The sequence below is a fragment of the Mediterraneibacter sp. NSJ-151 genome, assembly GCF_022487435.1.
Taxonomy (GTDB): domain Bacteria; phylum Bacillota; class Clostridia; order Lachnospirales; family Lachnospiraceae; genus Schaedlerella; species Schaedlerella hominis.
Genome location: NZ_JAKVPP010000002.1, coordinates 1 through 18,989, shown reverse-complemented (window position 1 = coordinate 18,989; position 18,989 = coordinate 1). Strand labels below are relative to the sequence as shown.

Here is an 18,989-nt window from a genome sequence, read left to right as displayed (position 1 = left end):
GGAGAAGAAAGATGAAAATTAGATTGGATAAGTATCTTGCTGATATGGGGAAAGGTACACGAAGTGAAGTAAAGAAAGCAATCAGTAAAGGACTTGTCCGGGTGAATAATGTGATTGTCAAGAAACCGGAAACAAAGTTGGATACAGATTCAGACCATGTTTTGTTTGACGGAGTTTTGGTGGGTTATGCACAGCATGAATATTATATGTTGAATAAACCGGCCGGTGTGATTTCAGCAACGGAAGATAAACGCGAAAAAACAGTAATAGATTTAATTATAGAAAGGAAGAGAAGAGATCTTTTTCCTGTCGGAAGACTTGATCGAGATACAGAAGGATTGTTGCTTATTTCAAATGATGGTGAACTTGCACATAGACTTTTGTCACCATCAAAGCATGTGGATAAAGTGTATTATGCAAAAATTGATGGGGAGGTAACAATTGAAGATGTAGAGGCATTTCAACAAGGGGTTGACATAGGGGAAGAAAAATTGACTCGTCCTGCAAAGCTTCGGGTTTTAAAATCAGGAACACAGTCAGAAATTGAGCTTACGATATGTGAAGGTAAGTTTCATCAAGTAAAGAGAATGTTTCAAGCAGTAGGAAAAGAAGTAGTATATTTGAAACGTCTTCAGATGGGGACATTGATTTTAGACGAATCATTGAAGCCAGGAGAATATCGTGAATTGACAGAACAGGAGATTGCAGATTTATGTTTTTACCAATAAGTAAAGAAGATATGAAAAGGAGAGGATGGAAGCAGGTAGACTTCGTATATGTAATTGGAGATGCCTATGTGGACCATCCTTCTTTTGGTCATGCAATTATAAGCAGAATATTGGAATCCAGGGGATATAAAGTGGGGATTATATCACAACCAGACTGGAAAGATAAAAATAGTGTAACGATTTTTGGAGAACCAAGACTTGGTTTCCTCGTATCGGCAGGAAATATGGATTCTATGGTAAACCATTATTCTGTTTCGAAAAAAAGAAGACCATCCGATGCGTATACACCAGGAGGGGTGATGGGAAAGCGACCAGACTATGCGGCGGTTGTATATGGCAATCTAATTCGTCAGACTTATAAGAATACACCTATCATTCTTGGCGGAATCGAGGCAAGTTTACGCCGATTGGCACATTATGATTATTGGTCAGATAAAGTAAAGCGTTCTGTTCTGCTGGATTCAGGGGCAGATATGATTTCTTATGGAATGGGTGAGCGCTCTATTGTAGAGATTGCAGATGCATTGAATGCAGGAATTGAAATACAGGATCTTACGTATTTAGATGGAACTGTTGTAAAAGTGAAAGATCTCGATTCTATATATGATGCCGAGATTTTACCTGGTTTTGAAGAAATAAAGGAAAGCAAAGAAACTTATGCCAGAAGTTTCTATAAGCAATATTGTAATACAGATCCTTTCTCCGGGAAAAGATTGGTTGAACCATATAACGAACATTTATATGTGGTGCAGAATCCACCGGCAAAACCACTTACACAGATGGAAATGGATGATGTGTATGCACTGCCTTATATGAGAACCTTTCATCCGTCCTATAAAAAAGATGGTGGGATTCCGGCAGCAAAGGAGATACAATTTAGTTTGATCAGTAACAGAGGGTGTTTTGGAGGATGCAGCTTCTGTGCATTGACCTTTCATCAGGGGCGTATTATTCAGACACGTAGTAAAGAATCGCTGGTCCAGGAGGCAAAATTATGTATTCAGGAGCCAGAATTTAAAGGATATATTCACGATGTGGGAGGACCAACAGCGAATTTTAGACAACCTGCATGTAAAAAGCAATTAAAATATGGGGCATGTACAAATAAGCAATGTTTGTTTCCGGAACCATGTAAGAATTTAGTTGCAGATCATAAAGAATATATTGATATATTGCGTACATTGAGAAGTCTGCCAAAAGTGAAAAAGGTATTTATCCGTTCTGGTATTCGATTTGATTATTTGCTTGCGGATAAAGATCCGACATTTTTAAAAGAACTCTGCGAATATCATGTCAGCGGACAACTAAAAGTTGCTCCGGAGCATGTTTCAGATGCAGTATTGCAGAAGATGGGAAAACCGAAAAATTCAGTGTATGAGACATTTACAAAGAAATTTTATAAGATGAATGAACAGCTTGAAAAAAAACAATATCTCGTACCATATTTGATGTCTTCACACCCGGGTTCGACACTGAAAGAAGCGGTGGAACTTGCTGAGTATTGCAGAGATTTAGGCTATATGCCGGAACAGGTACAGGATTTTTATCCAACTCCATCAACAATATCTACATGTATGTATTATACAGGATTGGATCCAAGAACAATGGAAGCGGTTTATGTACCAAAGAATCCGCATGAAAAAGCAATGCAAAGAGCACTCATACAATATCGTAATCCGGCAAATTATAATCTTGTAAAAGAGGCACTAGTTAAGGCGGGGAGAACAGATCTGATTGGATTTGACGAACAGTGTCTGATACGGCCTAGACAATTTGCAAAAGAAAAGCAGGATGCGGCGCCAAAACGTAAAGGCACAAATGTACAAAAGAAAAAAGCAGGGACTCGTGTAAATTCAAAAAACAGAGTAGATACTAAAAACAACAGAGTACGCTCTGGAAAGCGGAACAAAACAGAGAAGAGACGATAGGAGGTTGAATATGAAAATAGCAATCGTTACAGGAGCTTCTTCTGGAATGGGAAGAGAATTTGCAAAACAAATTACACATTTCTATAAAAATTTAGATGAAATTTGGGTAATTGCCAGACGAAAAGAACGGCTGGAAGAATTAGAAAAAACATTGCTGGTACCAGTGAGAATATTTTGTGGGGATTTGCTTCATCCTCCGGTTTATCATGAATTAAGGGCAGCGTTAGAGGAAGAAAAGCCAGATATACGTATGCTGGTAAATGCGGCCGGATTCGGGAAAAGTGGGCTGGCAGAAGATATTTTAAAGGAAGATCAAAAAGTGCAATTAAAAATGATCGACCTGAATTGTATTGCGTTATCAAGAATGACATTTTTGTGCCTGGAATATATGAAAGAAGGAAGCAGGATTATTAACCTGGCTTCTGCGGCAGCGTTTTGTCCACAACCAGAGTTTGTTGTGTATGCTGCTACAAAATCCTATGTTTTGAGTTTTTCGAGAGGATTAAACCGAGAGCTGAGACCACGCAATATTTATGTAACGGCAGTATGTCCCGGACCTGTAGATACAGAGTTTTTTAAAGTATCAGGTGAACTGGAAAATGTGTTGAAAAAATTAACCCTTGTAAAAGCTTCAAATGTAGTCAAAAAAGCACTGCAGGATTCAAGAAAGAAAAAAGAAGTTTCAGTTTATGGAATAGCAATGAAATGTGCCTGGGCAGGGACAAAAGTGATTCCACATTCTGCGATATTAAAAGCAATGACGAGAAAGAAGTAAGGAGATAGTATTACAAATGAAGAAAAGAAAAAAAGGTTCTCCGGGATATCTGGATTATAAAAAAAGAATGGAGATTCTTCGCGCAGTGATTTATTTTTTAATCGTTGCAGCAATTATACTACTGGGGTACAGCCAGACTCATACTAAGAAGAATTTACTTACAGTGGTTGGAATTGTAGGATGTCTGCCGGCCTGTAAAGTATTGGTCGGGGTGATTACAAGGTGGCCGTATCATTCCATTGCTGCGGATAAGGCGAAAGAGATTACTCAGAAAGCATCTCTTCTTACTTTAGCATTTGATCTTGTCGTGACAAGTACAGAAAAAATCATGCCAATCGAGTGCGTTGTGATTTCAGGAAATAAAATATTTGGATATGTTTCCAATTCAAAAGTAGATTTGAATTATGCAGCGAAGCATATTAAAACAATTTTGAATCAAAATCAATATGAAGGATTAACAGTAAAATTGTTTGATCAGTATTCCGCATTTCTGGCAAGAGCAGAAGGCCTTAATAATATTCAGACGATTGAGAAAAGTGATATGAAAGAGTATGAAGAAGGCATAAAAAATATTATTTTAAATATTTCTCTATAAAACAGATAAAGAAAAGGATATGTTATGCAAGAATTACATGTGACAGCGAATGAAGCAGGACAACGGTTAGATAAACTTTTGGCTAAATTTTTGAATCAGGCTCCAAAAAGTTTTCTATACAAAATGATGAGAAAAAAGAATATTGTCCTGAACGGAAAAAAATGTACAGGAAATGAGAAACTGAAACAAGGTGACAGTATAAAATTATTTTTTTCAGATGAGACAATAGAGAAGTTTTCAGCAGGAACTTATGTAACACCGAAGAAAGAAAAAATAAATATGCTTCCGATTATATATGAAGATGAACAGGTTTTGCTTATGAATAAACCAGTAGGTGTATTATCGCAGAAAGCAAAGGATTCCGATGTATCTGCAGTTGAGATATTGATAAATTATTTAATAGAAACAAACCAGCTTTCTAAAGAGCAGTTCAGAACCTTTCATCCATCCATTTGCAATCGTCTGGATCGGAATACAAGCGGAATTTTGGTGGCCGGAAAAACATTACCGGCACTTCAGGAGATGAATCGTTTCTTTAAAGAGCGTACAATTGCAAAATATTATCGGTGTCTTGTAAAAGGCAGAGTAATAAAAAACGAGGATTACATCAAAGGATATTTGGTAAAGGACCAGAAAACAAACAAGGTGAGTATAACAAAGAAAAAGACCGAAGAAGGTGTTCCAATAGAAACAGAATATTGTGTTATTCAGAGCAATGACGAAGTGAGTTTGCTGGAAGTGCATCTTATTACCGGAAAGACACATCAGATTCGAGCTCATCTTGCATCCATAGGACATCCTATTATTGGAGATTACAAATACGGGGATAAGCAGATCAATGAGATGTACCGACAAGAATATGGTCTAAAATCGCAGCTTTTACATGCATACCGTCTGGAAATGCCGTCATCGGATGGAAGTCTGGCATATTTAAATGATAAAAAATTTGTTGCCGAGCTTCCTGATAAATTTATTAAAATCTGTAAGGATAAGGGTGTGTTATAATGGGAACATGGAATTCCAGAGGACTTAGAGGATCTACACTGGAGGATTTGATAAACCGGACCAATGAGCAGTATGAAGAATTGGGACTTGCATTGATCCAGAAGATTCCAACACCAATTACTCCGGTACAGATAGATAAAGAACATCGGCATATCACACTGGCATATTTTGATAAAATCAGTACAGTAGATTATATCGGTGCAGTGCAGGGGATTCCCATCTGTTTTGATGCAAAAGAATGTAGTGCGGATACATTTCCGCTGCAAAATGTACACGAACATCAGATTTCTTTTATGGAAAAATATGAAAAGCAGGGAGGAATTTCATTTCTAATCATATATTATACGGCGAAAGACGTGCTGTATTATATGAGATTTGAAGAAATAAAAAAGTTTTGGGAGCGTGCAATACAAGGGGGGCGAAAGAGCTTCCGGTTTGACGAGCTGGATTCCCAATATATTATTCAACAGAAAAACAGGGCGTTTATTCCGTATTTAAATTATGTTCAAAAGGATTTAGATACAAGGGATTGACATTCAGAAGGAAAATTCGTATAATAACGTAAGATTTTAGTGTTTTAGCACGATAAAGTGAAGGGGCAAAGAATTATGGAACAGAAATTACATACACCGGAAGGTGTCAGAGACATCTACAATTCAGAATGCAAGAAAAAACTGGCAGTTCAAGATAAACTACATCAGCTTTTGCATTTATACGGATATCAGGATATTCAGACACCTACATTTGAATATTTCGATGTATTCCGAAAAGAAATCGGTACAATTGATTCCAGAGAATTATATAAATTTTTTGATCGCGAGGGTAATACACTTGCACTTCGTCCGGATATGACACCATCTATTGCAAGGGCAGTTGCAACATTATTTGAAACAGACCGTGTGCCACTTCGTCTCTGTTATGTAGGTAATACATTTATCAATCGCACAAGCTATCAGGGAAGACTGAAAGAGAATACACAGCTTGGAGCTGAATTGATCGGAGATGATTCTATTGAAGCAGATGCAGAGATGATTGCGATGGTTGTAGATGGAATGAAACAGATAGGACTTTCTGAGTTTCAGGTGAGTATCGGACATGTTGATTTTTTGAAAAGTCTGATGGATGAGACAAAATTGTCGGAAGAAATTAAGGAAGAATTATATTCATTGATCTTGAATCGTAATTTCTTCGGAGTAGATGAAGTACTTACAGAAAATCATGTGAGCAAAAAAATCCGTGATGAATTTCAAGTGCTGCCTGAATTAATGGGTGGAGTAGAAGTGTTGAAAAAAGCATCTGCTGTAGCTACAGACAATAAAGCCAAAAAAGCAGTCGCACGTATGCTTAAAATTTACAAGATCCTTGCTTTTTATGGAGTGGAAGATCATATTACATTTGATATGAGCATGTGTGGTAATTATGGGTATTACACAGGGGTTGTATTTAAGGCATATACATATGGAACCGGAGATGCAGTTGTGAGTGGTGGACGTTATGATCATTTGATAGAAAAGTTTGGAAAGCAGACACCATCGATTGGATTTGCAATTATTATTGATGAACTGATGAGTGCACTCAGCCGTCAGAAAATTGCAGTTGAAATAGAAAAGACAAATCTTATTGTATATACAGATACCACATTAAAATGGGCCGTTTCTCTTGCAAAAGAATTCCGTCTCAGAGGAAAATGTATGGAATTAATAAAAAGAGAAGAACTGGAATCAAAAGAAGTTTATGTGGAGTATGGAAGACAGATGCATGCAGTTAGTTTAATGTATCTGAATGAAAACAGAACGATTACAATGGTGAACCTGCGAAGCGGGAAAGAACGAGTAATTGATGTAGCAAAGAGGACAAAAACAGAATCAAATTAAGAAATAGAGGGAACACAGATGAGATATTTAACATTTGCTCTGACAAAAGGACGACTTGCAAAGAAAACATTAGAGATGTTAGAAAATCTTGGAATCACTTGTGAAGAAATGAAAGATAAGGATTCCAGAAAATTGATTTTTGTCAATGAAGAGTTGAAACTTAAGTTCTTCCTTGCGAAGGGACCGGATGTTCCGACTTATGTAGAATACGGAGCAGCCGATATCGGAGTGGTCGGAAAAGATACAATCGTGGAAGAAGGGCGTAAAGTACATGAGGTGCTGGATCTTGGTTTTGGAAAATGTAAGATGTGCGTATGTGGTTACGAAAGCGCACGGGAATTGTTGCAGCACCATGAGTTGATTCGTGTTGCCACAAAGTATCCTAATATTGCAAAGGATTATTTTTATAATAAAAAACATCAGACAGTTGAAATTGTAAAAATGAATGGTTCTATTGAGCTGGCACCAATTGTTGGACTTTCTGAAGTGATTGTAGATATTGTTGAAACCGGAACTACGTTGAAAGAGAATGGTTTGGTCGTGTTAGAGGAAGTGTGCCCACTTTCTGCAAGAATGATCGTTAATCCGGTAAGCATGCGTATGGAGAATGAAAGAATTAATGAATTGATTACAAATTTACGTAATCTCTTACAGGAGGAGAAAAATGCGAATTGAGAAATTAGACGAAAATACGAAGAAAAATCTTCTGGAAGATCTTTTGAAACGTAGTCCGAACAGCTATGGTTCTTATGAAGCAAGTGTGCAGGAAATCCTGGATACAGTCAAAGAAAAAAGAGATGCTGCCTTATTTGAATATACTGAGAAATTTGATAAAGCAGTGATTAACGCACAGAATATTCAAGTGACTGAAGAAGAGATAAAGGAAGCTTATGAATGTGTAGATGAAGAGTTACTGAGAATCATAAGAAGGGCATTAAAAAATATTGAATCTTACCATGCAAAACAAATGCAGTATAGTTGGTTTGACAGCAAACCTGATGGAACAATACTTGGACAGAAAGTTACGGCTCTTCAACGTGTCGGAGTTTATGTTCCGGGTGGAAAGGCGGTTTATCCATCTTCTGTTTTGATGAATATTATGCCTGCAAAAGTTGCCGGAGTTGAGGAAATCATTATGGTGACACCTCCCGGAAAAGACGGAAAGGTAAATCCTACAACACTGGTTGCTGCAAAAGAAGCAGGAGCAACAGCAGTTTATAAGGTTGGTGGAGCACAGGCAATTGCAGCACTTGCGTATGGAACAGAGAGTATACCAAAGGTAGATAAGATTGTCGGACCAGGTAATATTTACGTCGCACTTGCAAAGAAAGCTGTATATGGACATGTAAGTATTGATTCTATTGCCGGACCAAGCGAGATTCTTGTTTTGGCAGATGAGACTGCAAATCCACGTTATGTCGCAGCAGATCTGCTCTCTCAGGCAGAACATGACGAACTGGCTTCTGCAATTCTTGTGACAACAAGTAGTGAACTTGCAGAAAAAGTATCAGCAGAGACGGACAAATTTATCCAGGAGTTATCCAGAGGTGAGATTATTCAGAAATCACTGGATAATTATGGACACATTTTAGTTGCAGATACAATGGAAGATGCAATTGATGCTGCAAATGAGATTGCATCAGAACATTTAGAGATTATGACAGCAAACCCATTTGATGTTATGACAAAGATTCGCAATGCCGGGGCTATTTTTATCGGAGAATACAGCAGCGAACCTTTGGGAGATTATTTCGCAGGACCAAATCATATCCTGCCTACAAATGGAACTGCAAAATTCTTTTCTCCATTGTCAGTGGATGATTTTTTAAAGAAATCCAGCATCATTTCTTATTCAAGAAATGCGTTAAGTGAGATTCATGAAGATATTGAAAAATTTGCAGAAGCAGAACAACTGACAGCACATGCAAATTCTATTAAAGTAAGATTTGAATAAAAGAGCTGACATTATTATTGTTAATAGAAATTAGTAGATAAGGAGATTATCTCAGTGGAAAAAAGAATCGGAAATTGTATAAGAAAAACAAAAGAAACAGATATTGCAATTACAATTAATTTAGATGGACAGGGAAAGAATCAAATTGATACAGGTATTCCGTTTTTTGATCATATGTTAAATGGATTCGCAAGACATGGACTGTTTGATCTGGATGTAAAGGTTGTTGGTGATCTTGAGGTGGATTGTCACCATACTGTAGAAGATACAGGTATTGTGTTAGGACAGGCAATCGCAGAAGCTTTGGGAGATAAAGCAGGCATCAAACGGTATGGTTCATTCCTGCTTCCAATGGATGAGACACTTGCACTTTGTGCAATTGACCTTTCAGGTCGTCCGTATCTGAATTTTCAGGCTGAATTTCCAACCGAGCATATTGGTGGATTAGACACTGAGATGATCAAAGAATTCTTTTATGCCGTAAGTTACAGTGCAGCCATGAATCTGCATTTGAAAATTATGGATGGCGGAAACAGTCATCATATGGCAGAGGCTTTATTCAAAGCATTCGGGAAAGCGTTAGATGCTGCAACTATGGAAGAGCCTCGTATGAAAGACGTCTGGTCTACAAAAGGCAGCTTATAGGTTACTGCTTGGAGGAATCCAATAACAGTAACACTTATAAAGGAGTGGTAACATAACATGAGTTATAAAAGACTGACCCCATGTATTTTGATCGATGGGGGTAAAGCAGTTCGCTGGTTTGATGACAAAACAGTGATTGCAGAAGACGTAGTAGAATTGGCAAGGCAGTATAGCGAGCATGGTGCGGATGAACTGCTTATATTTGATTTGTCCAATTCAGATGAAGAGCACGATATGACGATCGATCTGATGAAAAAGATAAATCGCGTCATTGGAATTCCAATGGTGGTAGGCGGAAATATTTCCCGACAGGAAGATGTGAAAAAAATTCTATATGCGGGTGCAAAACGTGCAATGTTAAATATGTCAAAACCAATATCTGTAGAATTATTAAAAGAAGTGTCACAGCGGTTTGGCAAACATCGTATTGCTGTATCTATGAATGATTTTGATCAGTTGTTTAAGCACCAGCATCTGATTGATGAATCGGCCTCGGAATTAGTATTTATGCATCGTTTGGATCTTGCATCTGTAGAGAATATTACAGATATACCATGTGTTGTTGTGACAGACACAATGGAACAGGCAGAAATTGTGAAAATATTAAAGTCACAGGGTGTAAAGGGAGTATCTGGTAAATTTATCAGTCAGCAGGATATGGATTTCAATCAGTTTAAAAATGTCTGTTTAGAAGAAGGAATACAGATGACTTCTTTTGAGAGTATGATGGATTTTTCAGAATTAAAATTAAATTCAGATGGTTTAATCCCGGTTATTGTCCAGGATTATCAGACAAATGAAGTGCTGATGCTTGCATATATGGATAAGGAAGCATTTGAGCATACGATGATGACTGGGCGGATGACATATTTTAGCCGGAGCAGGAAGGCACAGTGGGTAAAAGGAGAAACTTCAGGACATTACCAGTATGTAAAATCGTTGACAGCAGATTGTGATAACGATACTCTTTTGGCAAGAGTGCATCAGATAGGAGCAGCATGTCATACTGGAAACAGAACTTGTTTCTTTAAGCCAATCGTAGGAAATGATGTCGAGCAAAAGAATCCTCTTCAGATTTTTGAGGCAGTATATAATACGATAGTGGACAGAAAGAAAAATCCAAAAGAAGGTTCCTATACGAATTATCTTTTTGATAAAGGGTTGGATAAAATTTTAAAGAAAGTTGGAGAAGAGGCAACAGAGATTGTAATCGCTGCAAAGAATCCAAATCAGGAAGAAGTCAAGTATGAAATTTCTGATTTCTTATATCATATGATGGTGCTGATGGTTGAACGCGGAATCACATGGGAAGATATTATAAAGGAACTTTCTGAAAGATAGAAAAACGATTTGTACAGATAGTTCTAGTGAACAAAAAAAAGACATAGTATGCAGTAGGGAATACGGTATACTATGTCTTTTTTGGAGGTGTTTTTATGCTCAGTGAAACAGAAGAACGCAGAAAACAATTATTACACCAGGTGAGAGGAGTAAAGCAATATCAGGGATGGGATATTCCGGCAATACATCCGAGATATAGAAATAGCTATCAATCACTTTACGCAAAAGAAGAACGAACAGAAAAAAGTACTTTTCAGCTGAGATGCGTCATTGCAATTATATGTTTTGCCGGATTTGTATGGATGAAACAAGAGGATGTGAAGATTATCAATGTAACTAGCACTCAGATTGTTAATCAGATTGGAAAAACGTTTTTATACAGCTCTTTTATTGGACAGTAAAATATCAATTTGCTCAATCATAGTAAATTGGAAATAGAGGTTGCAAATTTTTCAACTAAAAGCTATGATTAAACAAGTGACTTTTACAAAAAATAAAAGGAGGACTTCATGAGAAAACTAGCATTAGATGATGAGATATTAATGAAAATCGAGAAGCCTGCCCGTTATATCGGAGGGGAAGTGAACTCGGTTATGAAAGATAAAGAGAATATAGATGTGCGCTTTGCCATGTGTTTTCCAGATGTATACGAAATTGGAATGTCACATCTGGGTATACAGATTTTGTATGATATGTTTAATCGAAGAGAAGATGTCTGGTGTGAACGTGTGTATTCTCCATGGACAGATCTTGATAAGATTATGAGAGAAGAACAGATTCCGTTATTCGCACTGGAATCTCAGGAACCTGTTAAAAATTTTGATTTTCTTGGAATTACGATTCAGTTTGAAATGTGTTACACAAATATTTTGCAGGTATTAGAATTGAGTCAGATTCCGCTTCATAGTACAGAACGAACAGAGGAAGATCCTATTGTGATTGGAGGCGGTCCGTGTGCTTACAATCCGGAACCACTTGCAGATTTCTTTGATTTATTTTATATAGGTGAGGGAGAAACAGTATATGATGAACTGTTAGATACATATAAAAAATGCAAGTCAGAAGGAAAGAGCAGAAAAGAATTTTTGGAAATGGCAGCCGGGATCGAAGGGATTTATGTGCCACAGTTCTATGAGCCGGAATATAACGAAGATGGGACTTTAAAAGCATTTCATAGAATAAATGAGCATGCGCCTGCAAAAGTGAGAAAACAGGTCGTTATGGATGTGACAGATACGACATATCCGATGAAGCCTGTTGTTCCATATATAAAAGCTACACAGGATAGAGTGGTTCTTGAAATCCAGCGTGGATGTATTAGAGGGTGTCGTTTCTGTCAGGCAGGTATGATTTACAGACCGGTTCGCGAACGTAATGTAGAGACATTAAAAGAATATGCAAGAACAATGTTAGATAGCACCGGGCATGAAGAAATTTCACTGAGTTCGTTGAGCTCAAGTGATTATTCACAGCTAGAAGAACTGGTTAATTTCTTAATTGAGGAATTTCCGGGAAAAGGAATTAATATCTCACTTCCGTCTCTTCGAATTGATGCATTTTCATTAGATGTTATGAGCAAGGTTCAGGATATCCGAAAGAGCAGTCTGACATTTGCACCGGAGGCTGGTTCTCAACGAATGAGAAATGTTATCAATAAAGGACTGACAGAAGATGATATTATCAATGGTGCAGGACAGGCATTTGAAGGCGGCTGGACAAAAGTAAAGCTTTATTTTATGCTTGGTCTTCCAGGAGAGACGGAAGAAGATATGAAAGAAATTGCACATTTGTCAGAGAGAGTAGCAAGACGTTATTATGAGATTCCGAAAGAAGAACGTCATGGTAAATGCCAGATTACAGCAAGTTCTTCATTCTTTGTACCAAAGCCGTTTACGCCATTTCAGTGGGCACAAATGTGTACAGCAGAGGAATATATTGAACGTGCACATATAGTACGACATGAATTTCAGGAACAGTTGAACCGTAAGAGTTTGAAATACAACTGGCATGAAGCAGATTTAACTGTGTTGGAAGGTGTATTTGCAAGAGGTGATAGAAAAACAGCAAAAGTATTAGAGGAAGCGTATCGTTTAGGATGTCTGTATGATTCTTGGTCAGAAAGCTTTAACAATGAGTTATGGATGCAGGCTTTTGAGAATACCGGAATCGATCCGGCATTTTATAATTTGCGTAAACGTGAGATGGATGAATTATTCCCTTGGGATTTCATTGATATAGGTGTGACGAGAAAGTTCTTAGAAAGAGAATGGAATCGTGCCATGAATGGAGAGGTAACACCGAACTGCCGTCAGCAGTGTTCAGGCTGCGGGGCAGCACAGTTTGGAGGAGGTGTCTGTTATGAAGGCAAGAATTAAATTTAAAAAATATGGTGCACTTCGTTTTATCGGACATCTGGATGTTATGCGCTATTTTCAGAAGGTTATGCGTCGCGCACAAATTCCAATTGCATTTACGGGAGGCTATAGTCCACATATGATCATGTCATTTGCAAGCCCGCTTGGAATAGGATTGACTAGTGAGGGTGAGTATTTTGACATTGAACTTACAGAGCCAATTGAAAGTGAAAAGGCTGTACGTCAGATGAATGAAGTTGGTGTAGAGGGAATTGAAGTACTTAGTTTTCGTCAGATTGCAGAAGAAAAGAAAGCCACCGGTATGGCAATTGTTGCAGCAGCAGATTATCTGGTAGGACTTAGAAAAGGATTGTTTCCGGATAATTTAGAAGAACTGGTTCAAAATTTTATAGCTCAGGATCAGATTGAAGTTTTGAAACAAACGAAAAGAAGCGAAAAAGTCGTAGATATTCGACCGATGATCTATCAGATGAAAATGCAAAAAAATTGTTCGGATTGTTTCGAGAGTCCGACAGATACCCGTGTGGTTGCACTTCAACTTGCGGCAGGAAGTGTAGAAAATTTAAAACCTGATTTGGTTATGTCTGCGTTTTTGAATTTTGCAGGAATCAAAGATTCCGATGTAACATGTGCATATCATCGAATGGAAATGTATGCAAATACAGCAGAAGAGGGACAACCGCGGAATCTGGTTTCCTTAGAGAACCTTGGAAAAGAAATTGTAGGAAAGTAGTGAAGAAGATGGAACGAAAAATTCTCATGACAAGAGAAGATGGAATTGTTTGGACATATTTTCAAGAGAATGATGAAATAATTGAAATTCATTGCAATGATATGGAGCAGACAGAGCAACAAACTCCTGTGCTGGGGAATATTTATATTGGTAAGGTGCAGAATATTGTAGCCAATATCGGAGCAGCTTTTATTGATATTGGAGGCGTAAACTGCTATTACGATATGAGTCAGGCTGAGACTGCACTATTTACAAATAAAATCGGAAAGAAACCATTGTGTATCGGAGATGAGCTTGTGGTTCAGATAAGCCGGGAGGCGGTAAAAACAAAGGCACCTACGGTGAGCAGTAATCTGAATTTTACAGGCAGATATGCAGTTTTGACATCGGGCAACACAAGAATCGGAGTATCTGCAAAGCTGGCAAAATCAGAACGTGAAGAGTACAGGCGAAAGCTTGGAGATCTTGCGAATGAAGAATATGGGATTATTGTGCGGACGAATGCAAAAGATGTTCCATTTGATATTGTTCTGGATGAGATTGAGCAGTTGAAGAGACGATATGAATCAATTAAAGAGCATGCAGTACATAGAACCTGTTACTCTTGCTTAGAGATGGCTATGCAGCCATATTTGTCAGGACTTAAAAATGTGTATACGAATGGTTTGTCAGAAATCCAGGTGGAATGCGAAGATTTGTATGAAGAAGTGCGGTCATATTTTGAAAAAGAACAGCCGGAATTATTAGAAATATTACATTTTTATGAAAATGATAAGCTGTCGCTTTCAAGTTTGTATAATCTGCATACAATCAGAGACAGGGCAATGAATGAACGTGTTTGGCTTAAGCATGGCGGATATCTTGTGATACAGCCAACAGAGGCACTGACAGTAATTGATGTGAATTCAGGAAAATGTGTTTCGAAGAAAAAGACGCCGGAAACTTATTTGAAATTAAATCTGGAGGCAGCACAAGAGATTGCAAAACAGCTTCGACTTCGAAATATTTCCGGAATTATACTGGTTGACTTTATAAATATGGATGACGATGAATTGATGCAGCAGTTAATTAAAGAAATGCGTATCCTGTGTGGCAAGGATCCTGTTCAGACAACAGTGGTGGATGTAACAGAATTACAGCTTATGGAAATTACAAGAAAAAAAGTACGAAAACCATTATATGAATGTTGGAGAAAAAGATGAGTAAGAAAGAATTAAAAACCAACGCAATGCGTTTGTTAGACCGATTAAAAATACCATATGAATATGAAACTTATGAATGCGATGAATTTGTCAGTGGCGTGCAGACAGCAGAACAAATCGGGCTGCCACATGAACAGGTATATAAGACATTAGTTACAACCGGTAAGAGCGGAGAGCATTATGTTTTTGTGATTCCAATAGAAAAAGAATTAAATCTCAAAGAGGCAGCAAAGGCAGTACATGAAAAATCAGTTGAAATGCTGCATGTAAAAGACATTACTAAAGTGACCGGATATGTTCGCGGCGGATGTACTGCGATTGGCATGAAAAAGCAGTTTCCGACAGTGATAGACAGCTCAGCAAAGAGCCTGGAAGAAATCTACGTAAGTGGTGGAAAAATCGGAATGCAGTTAAAACTTGCACCCGAAAATTTGAAAAAAGCTGCAAATGCAGAGTTTGCAGATATTATTTTTCATTAAAAAGTGGATTTACAACTTTGAATTTAGCAGTTATAATGTTGAACTGCGGATGCACCTTGCATTCATGAAGAAGTAAACCAATGCTTCCGAACAGAACAGGATGATAAAGTGTTGTAAGTATGTATACAACAGTACGTTGGAGGATTGAAAATGAAAAAAGTAGTAAAATTTGGTGGAAGTTCACTGGCAAGCGCAGAACAGTTTAAGAAAGTCGGAAAGATTATTCGTGCGGATGAATCAAGAAAATTTGTGGTTCCGTCTGCACCAGGAAAAAGATTTTCAAATGATATAAAAGTAACAGACATGTTATACAGCTGTTATGGAGCGGCGATCCGAGAGAAAAAATTTGTAAATCAATTAGACGATATTCATGCACGATATCAGGAAATCATAGAAGGACTGAATCTGACATTATCTTTAGATAAAGAGTTTGAAACGATCCGTGAAGATTTTGGAAAGAAAATCGGCAGAGAGTATGCAGCATCAAGAGGCGAATTTTTAAATGGTAAGATTATGGCAGCATATCTCGGATTTGAATTTGTTGATGCAGCAGAAGTAATCCGATTTAACGAAGATGGGACATTTGATGATGACACTACAAATGAATTGCTTGCAGAAAGACTGAAAGAATCAAAAGGGGCTGTAATCCCTGGATTCTACGGAGCAACTGAAGCTGGAAGAATTGTTACATTTTCAAGAGGCGGTTCTGATATTACAGGTTCACTTGTTGCACTGGCTGTTTCAGCAGATTTGTATGAGAACTGGACGGATGTATCAGGATGCTTGATCGCAGATCCAAGAATTGTAAAAAATCCAAAGCCAATTGATACAATTACATACAAAGAACTTAGAGAGTTGTCATATATGGGAGCAAGTGTATTACATGAAGATGCCATTTTCCCAGTAAGAAAAGTAGGAATCCCTATCAATATTCGTAATACAAACGCACCGGAAGATAAAGGTACGCTGATTGTAGAGGGAACATGCAGACAGCCTAAATATACAATTACAGGAATTGCAGGTACAGATGGTTTTGCTTCTGTAACAATTGAAAAAGCAATGATGAACTCAGAAATTGGATTTTGTCGTAAGGTACTGCAGGTGTTTGAAGATAATGATATTTCTATCGAACATATGCCATCAGGAATCGATACAATGACAATTTTTGTACACAAAGATGAATTTGAAGAGAAAGAACAGAAAGTACTTTCAGAGATTCATAAGGCGGTTAAACCAGATCACATTGAGTTAGAATCAGATTTGGCATTGATTGCAATTGTTGGACGTGGTATGCGTGCAACACGCGGAACAGCAGGTCGTATTTTCTCTGCATTGGCACATGCACATATCAATGTAAAGATGATCGATCAGGGTTCAAGCGAGCTTAACATCATCGTCGGTGTAAGACATGATGATTTTAAAAATGCAATTCGTGCTTTATATGAGATTTTCGTTGAAACACGAATTTAATACAATTAAGGTGGGATATTGAGAAATGAATATTTTGTTCTTTTTGAAGCCGAAGAATGACGTGGCATATATTTATGACTACTGTACACTTCGGCAGGTGTTGGAAACGATGGAATTTCACAAATATGCAAGTATTCCAATGCTGAATAAAGAAGGCGAATATGTTGGGACAATGACAGAAGGGGATCTTCTTTGGGGAATTAAGAACTATACTGATTTGAATGTAAAGAAATCAGAAACAATCTTTATTAAGGATTTTCCACGTAGAGCAGACTATGATGTAGTACGTGCAGATTCTGATATGGAAGATTTGATAAAGAAAGCAATGAATCAAAATTTTGTCCCGGTTGTAGATGACCAGAATAAATTCATAGGAATTATAACAAGAAAGAGCATCATCGAGTATTGTTTTGAAAATATGAAGCAGATGGAAGAAGCCAACTAAAAACGGAAGAACTTTTGATGAAAAAGCTAAAGAATTTTACAGAACGCTAGAAAAGAATTGACAGAGATTGTGAAAATAGTGTATATTAATATCGTTGTCACATAAGTGGCAACGATATATGCTGCCTTGGCGCAGTCGGTAGCGCGTCGCCTTGGTAAGGCGGAGGCCGGGGGTTCAAGTCCCCTAGGCAGCTTTGAACTTAGCCCCGGAAACACTGATATATGCGGTGTTTCCGGGGCTTTTTGGATTTTGAAATAGAATTCGTAGGAAAATAATTAAATATATAGTAAAAAATACAGTGCACAAGCTGTGTCAAAGCCTGAGCACTGTAACTTTTTTGTAGAAATTATTATAATTTTTCAGAATCTAAAATAATTGTAAACGGGCCATCGTTTATGAGAGAAATCTTCATGTCTGCACCAAAGCTTCCAGTTTGTACAATGCCAACTTGTTCCTTGCACTTGGAGATAATATATTCGTAGAGTGCGTTTGCTTTGTCTGGATTGCCGGCATCTATAAAACTCGGACGATTGCCTTTTTTACAATTTGCGTAAAGGGTAAATTGTGAAATTAAAAGAAGTTCTCCGTCGACATCTGCTAAGGATAGGTTTGTCTTTCCATTTTCATCTTCAAAAATACGAAGCCCGATTAATTTGCGGATTAATTTATCAGCAATTTCTTCCGTGTCTGATTCAGCTACACCAATTAAAACCATAAAGCCCTTTCCAATCTGCCCAATGACCGTACCATCAACAGAAACAGAAGATTCGGTAACTCTTTGTATTACAAATCTCATCTTAAATAAATCCTCCTTGGATAAAAATAAAGCGTTGAATTTATTTTATCGTGTGCTGTGAAAAAAGTCTATAAAAACATGAAACATTTTGTTGCAAAATATAATTTGTAAGTAAGTAAAATGCTAAGCGATTGTCCTAAAAATAAAAGGCTTTTGTAAGCCAGAAAGATATGGTGAGCATATGGAACATTTCGAACGAAACCAACTTATTCCTCTTCGTGATGCATTAAATTCTTTGATGAAATTTGTAAGGGAAATACCGAGTGTCGGAATTCCGCAATTTTATTGTTTTCTGGATTACATGAAGAACAATATTGAAATCTATTTATACGCCCCAATGGATGCAAATGAATGGGAAACGTTATTTTTGCGTTTAAAAGACATCTTGATCCGGGATTGGCGAGAAGCCAATCATAGCGTATGGGGAATTCCTGCTTTTGATTTATTGATAGGTGAACGTGAAAATAAAACAGAACTTTGTTTAGAATTCCTTCAATTAGTGTCGGTTATAGACGGGTTTTTCTGCAGGGTTGTTTCATGAAGGATTTTTAAAAACATAAAAAGATCAGATTTTATCGGGGGTTATGCATGTTATACAAAACATGTGTAACTCTTGATTTTTTGTGCCTGTAGAGGTATAATAT

20 protein-coding genes and 1 tRNA gene are annotated in these 18,989 nt (G+C 37.5%); 20 read left to right on the top strand and 1 reads right to left on the bottom strand.

Features of this window, described 5'->3' with window-relative positions; all coding sequences use genetic code 11:
* Positions 1-11 precede the first annotated feature (11 nt).
* The 19 genes from LQE94_RS02000 (at position 12) to LQE94_RS01910 (ending at position 17,742) form a co-directional block, all read left to right on the top strand.
* Positions 12-728: a pseudouridine synthase gene (locus LQE94_RS02000; protein ID WP_240576877.1), complete on the top strand. Its 717-nt coding sequence runs from the start codon at positions 12-14 to the stop codon at positions 726-728.
* Complete coding sequence (locus LQE94_RS01995; RefSeq protein ID WP_118723713.1) at positions 713-2,656, top strand: YgiQ family radical SAM protein; 1,944 nt, start codon at positions 713-715, stop codon at positions 2,654-2,656. The genes LQE94_RS02000 and LQE94_RS01995 overlap by 16 nt, the downstream gene beginning before the upstream one ends.
* A gap of 10 nt (positions 2,657-2,666) precedes the next feature.
* Positions 2,667-3,431, top strand: coding sequence for an SDR family NAD(P)-dependent oxidoreductase (locus LQE94_RS01990; protein WP_240576876.1), 765 nt, complete (start codon positions 2,667-2,669; stop codon positions 3,429-3,431).
* A gap of 16 nt (positions 3,432-3,447) precedes the next feature.
* Positions 3,448-4,026, top strand: coding sequence for a hypothetical protein (locus LQE94_RS01985; RefSeq protein WP_186864879.1), 579 nt, complete (start codon positions 3,448-3,450; stop codon positions 4,024-4,026).
* Between the two features lie 24 nt (positions 4,027-4,050).
* On the top strand, positions 4,051-5,031 hold the full coding sequence (locus LQE94_RS01980) for an RluA family pseudouridine synthase (RefSeq protein ID WP_117988944.1): 981 nt from the start codon (positions 4,051-4,053) through the stop codon (positions 5,029-5,031).
* Complete coding sequence (locus LQE94_RS01975; RefSeq protein WP_118723712.1) at positions 5,031-5,564, top strand: Holliday junction resolvase RecU; 534 nt, start codon at positions 5,031-5,033, stop codon at positions 5,562-5,564. The genes LQE94_RS01980 and LQE94_RS01975 overlap by 1 nt, the downstream gene beginning before the upstream one ends.
* Before the next feature lie 75 nt (positions 5,565-5,639).
* Positions 5,640-6,905, top strand: coding sequence for an ATP phosphoribosyltransferase regulatory subunit (hisZ, locus tag LQE94_RS01970; protein WP_240576875.1), 1,266 nt, complete (start codon positions 5,640-5,642; stop codon positions 6,903-6,905).
* An 18-nt stretch (positions 6,906-6,923) separates the two neighbouring features.
* The gene (gene hisG / locus LQE94_RS01965) at positions 6,924-7,580 is read left to right on the top strand and encodes an ATP phosphoribosyltransferase (RefSeq protein WP_022076426.1); all 657 of its coding nucleotides are present in this window, start codon (positions 6,924-6,926) and stop codon (positions 7,578-7,580) included.
* On the top strand, positions 7,570-8,859 hold the full coding sequence (gene hisD / locus LQE94_RS01960) for a histidinol dehydrogenase (protein WP_022076425.1): 1,290 nt from the start codon (positions 7,570-7,572) through the stop codon (positions 8,857-8,859). Before hisG ends, hisD begins: the two co-directional genes overlap by 11 nt.
* A gap of 54 nt (positions 8,860-8,913) precedes the next feature.
* On the top strand, positions 8,914-9,504 hold the full coding sequence (gene hisB, locus LQE94_RS01955; protein ID WP_022076424.1) for an imidazoleglycerol-phosphate dehydratase HisB: 591 nt from the start codon (positions 8,914-8,916) through the stop codon (positions 9,502-9,504).
* Between the two features lie 57 nt (positions 9,505-9,561).
* On the top strand, positions 9,562-10,845 hold the full coding sequence (gene hisIE / locus LQE94_RS01950) for a bifunctional phosphoribosyl-AMP cyclohydrolase/phosphoribosyl-ATP diphosphatase HisIE (protein WP_022076423.1): 1,284 nt from the start codon (positions 9,562-9,564) through the stop codon (positions 10,843-10,845).
* Between the two features lie 95 nt (positions 10,846-10,940).
* On the top strand, positions 10,941-11,246 hold the full coding sequence (locus LQE94_RS01945; RefSeq protein WP_118723710.1) for a hypothetical protein: 306 nt from the start codon (positions 10,941-10,943) through the stop codon (positions 11,244-11,246).
* Between the two features lie 108 nt (positions 11,247-11,354).
* Positions 11,355-13,220, top strand: coding sequence for a TIGR03960 family B12-binding radical SAM protein (locus LQE94_RS01940; protein WP_022076421.1), 1,866 nt, complete (start codon positions 11,355-11,357; stop codon positions 13,218-13,220).
* Complete coding sequence (locus LQE94_RS01935; RefSeq protein WP_240576874.1) at positions 13,204-13,953, top strand: TIGR03936 family radical SAM-associated protein; 750 nt, start codon at positions 13,204-13,206, stop codon at positions 13,951-13,953. The genes LQE94_RS01940 and LQE94_RS01935 overlap by 17 nt, the downstream gene beginning before the upstream one ends.
* Positions 13,954-13,961: 8 nt before the next feature.
* A complete protein-coding gene (locus LQE94_RS01930) occupies positions 13,962-15,155 on the top strand; it encodes a ribonuclease E/G (RefSeq protein ID WP_240576873.1) in 1,194 nt (397 codons plus the stop codon).
* Positions 15,152-15,634 carry a Cys-tRNA(Pro) deacylase gene (ybaK, locus tag LQE94_RS01925; protein ID WP_022076418.1) on the top strand — a complete coding sequence of 161 codons (483 nt, stop codon included), beginning with the start codon at positions 15,152-15,154 and terminating at the stop codon, positions 15,632-15,634. Before LQE94_RS01930 ends, ybaK begins: the two co-directional genes overlap by 4 nt.
* Before the next feature lie 150 nt (positions 15,635-15,784).
* The gene (locus LQE94_RS01920; RefSeq protein ID WP_022076417.1) at positions 15,785-17,104 is read left to right on the top strand and encodes an aspartate kinase; all 1,320 of its coding nucleotides are present in this window, start codon (positions 15,785-15,787) and stop codon (positions 17,102-17,104) included.
* A 25-nt stretch (positions 17,105-17,129) separates the two neighbouring features.
* Positions 17,130-17,549 (top strand): CBS domain-containing protein, encoded by a 420-nt coding sequence (locus LQE94_RS01915; RefSeq protein ID WP_022076416.1) that lies wholly within the window; start codon positions 17,130-17,132, stop codon positions 17,547-17,549.
* A gap of 120 nt (positions 17,550-17,669) precedes the next feature.
* Positions 17,670-17,742 (top strand) — tRNA-Thr (locus LQE94_RS01910).
* Between the two features lie 156 nt (positions 17,743-17,898).
* Here the strand turns inward: LQE94_RS01910 and dtd are convergent.
* The gene (dtd, locus tag LQE94_RS01905) at positions 17,899-18,345 is read right to left on the bottom strand and encodes a D-aminoacyl-tRNA deacylase (protein ID WP_022076415.1); all 447 of its coding nucleotides are present in this window, start codon (positions 18,343-18,345) and stop codon (positions 17,899-17,901) included.
* A gap of 181 nt (positions 18,346-18,526) precedes the next feature.
* On the opposite strand from dtd, the gene LQE94_RS01900 reads away from it, so the two are divergent.
* On the top strand, positions 18,527-18,886 hold the full coding sequence (locus LQE94_RS01900) for a hypothetical protein (protein ID WP_240576872.1): 360 nt from the start codon (positions 18,527-18,529) through the stop codon (positions 18,884-18,886).
* The last annotated feature ends 103 nt before the right edge of the window (positions 18,887-18,989 follow it).